The sequence below is a fragment of the Kitasatospora sp. NPDC007106 genome, assembly GCF_040634455.1.
GTDB lineage: Bacteria > Actinomycetota > Actinomycetes > Streptomycetales > Streptomycetaceae > Kitasatospora > Kitasatospora arboriphila.
The window spans coordinates 1-2,121 of the sequence record NZ_JBEYFP010000948.1 but is presented as its reverse complement, the minus strand read 5'-3'; the positions used below and the strand labels follow the sequence as shown (position 1 = coordinate 2,121).

General features: G+C 75.5%; 2 protein-coding genes. Both read right to left on the bottom strand.

Going from position 1 to position 2,121, the window contains the following annotated elements; translation table 11 throughout:
• Window positions 1-1,111 (bottom strand): HAD-IC family P-type ATPase (locus ABZ641_RS34345; RefSeq protein WP_359988252.1); only part of this gene is annotated, 1,111 nt, incomplete at its 3' end.
• 40 nt (window positions 1,112-1,151) lie between these two features.
• Window positions 1,152-2,030, bottom strand: a complete 879-nt coding sequence (locus ABZ641_RS34340; RefSeq protein ID WP_344622283.1) for a universal stress protein — start codon at window positions 2,028-2,030, stop codon at window positions 1,152-1,154.
• Between the last annotated feature and the right edge of the window lie 91 nt (window positions 2,031-2,121).

The following is a 2,121-nucleotide window of genomic DNA, read 5'->3' as shown; positions in this document are numbered from 1 at the left end:
CGGCCGCTGCGGCGAGCTCGCGCAGCTGGGCGTCGCCGGGTGCGGTGCCGTCGGCCGGGGCTTCGCCGGCCGGCGTCCACACGGTGGTGACCCGCATGCGGTTCTCCGTCAGGGTGCCGGTCTTGTCGGTGCAGACGACGGTGGTCGAACCGAGGGTCTCCACCGCGGACAGCCGTTTGACGACCGCCCCGCGCCGGGCCAGGTCCCGCACACCGGAGGCGAGGGCGAGCGTGATGGTCGGCAGCAGGCCCTCGGGCACGTTGGCGACCAGCAGGCCGACGGCGAAGGTCACCGCGGCGGTCAGCGACAGGCCGGCGGCCAGACCCATCGGCAGGAAGGCCAGCCCGACGCCCACCGCGATCACCGCGATCAGCCGGGCCACCCGTTTGACCTGGTGCTCCAGCGGGCTCTCCTCGCGGCGGGTGCGCTGGCTCAGGGCGGCGATCCGCCCGAGTTCGGTGTGCATTCCGGTGGCCGTCACCACGGCCAGCGCCTGGCCGCCGGTGCAGGCCGAGCCGGAGAACACCAGGTCGCGGGCGTCCAGCAGGGGACCTGCGACGTCTGTCGTCTCGGCGGAGCGGAAGACCGGGACGGACTCGCCGGTCAGCGCCGACAGGTCGACCTCCACGCCGCCGGACAGCAGCCGGGCATCGGCGGACACCCGGTCGCCCTCCTCGACCACCAGGATGTCGCCCGGCACCAGCGCCGTGGCCGGGACCTCCCTGCGGACGCCGCCGCGGACCACGGTGGCGTGCTCCGGCAGGAAGTCGGCCAGTGCCTCTACAGCCTGCTCGGCCTGACGCTCCTGCACGAAGGCGAGCAGGGCGTTCAGCACGATGACCGCGGCGATCGCCACCGCCAGCGCCGGTGCGCCGCTCACCAGGGCGAGCACGGCCGCCAGCGCGAGCAGCACGGCCAGCGGGTGGGTGAACTGCTGCACCAGCTCGCCGGGCCAGCGCCGTCCGCCCCGACGGGCCAGCGTGTTCGGCCCGTGGACGGTCAGTCTCCGGCCCGCCTCCCGCTCGGCCAGGCCGTCCGGAGAAGTCCGCAGGTCACGAAAGAGCAGCGTGACCGGCTCGCGCGGGTCCGGGCCTTCCGGCCCGGTCCCCACCGGGGGTGACCGGAGGGTGCCGGCCCGTTCGCCGGACATGTCAGCGGCGGTGGTCGGCGGGCGGCGGGACGGTGACGACCGGGCAGTGCGCGTGGTGCAGCAGCCCGTGCGGGACGGAGCCCAGACGCATGCCGGTGAACCCGCCGTGGCCGCGCCGGCCGACCACCACGGCCAGGGCGTGCGCCGACGCCGCGGCCAACTGCTCGACCGGGTGCCCCACCAGCACCTCGTGGGTCAGCCGGACGTCAGGGTACGACTCGCCCCGCCCGGCCGCGGTCTCGGACAGCTGCCGCCGGAGGGTCAGCACGGCGGTGCGCTCGTCGATCGGCAGGATCAGCGGACGGTGCCACGCCCACACGGCCCGCAGCTCCGCGCCGCGCCGCGCTGCCAGGCCGAAGGCGAAGTCCACGGCGGCGGCCGACGAACGGCTGCCGTCCACCCCCACCACCACGTACGGCGGCTGCTCGGTCGAGTGCTCCGGTGCGCCGACCACGACGACCGGGCAGTGCGCCTGGGCGCTCAGCGGGACGGTGACCGAGGATGCGCTCAGCCACTCCTCGGCACGGCTGAGCCGCCGCGACCCGACGACCACCAGGTCGGCGCGCCGGGACTCCTCGCACAGGACCTGGTCCGTGACACCCTCGACGGTGGCGGTCGTGATCTCCAGGGCCGGGTGGCGTTCACGGGCCAGAACGGCTGCCTTGTCGAGGACGACGCCACCCTCGCGGTGCTGCTCCTTCAGGCTGCCGACCCACTCGGCGCCGGTGAAGCCGTAGGGCGCCGGAGACACGGCATGGACCAGCCGCAGCGGCCGGCCCCACCGGTCGGCCTCGTCCGCGGCCCAGGCCACCGCTGTCGGGCTCGGAGACGGGCCGTCGACGCCCAGCACGATCGGACGGTGTGCAGCAGCGGATCCCATGGCTTCCTCCACCCGTGAGCGGCCAGTGTCTCGCTGCCACGCTACGGTCGGCCCCGGCCGGCACGGGAGGGCCGACCGGCCCCGCCCGCCG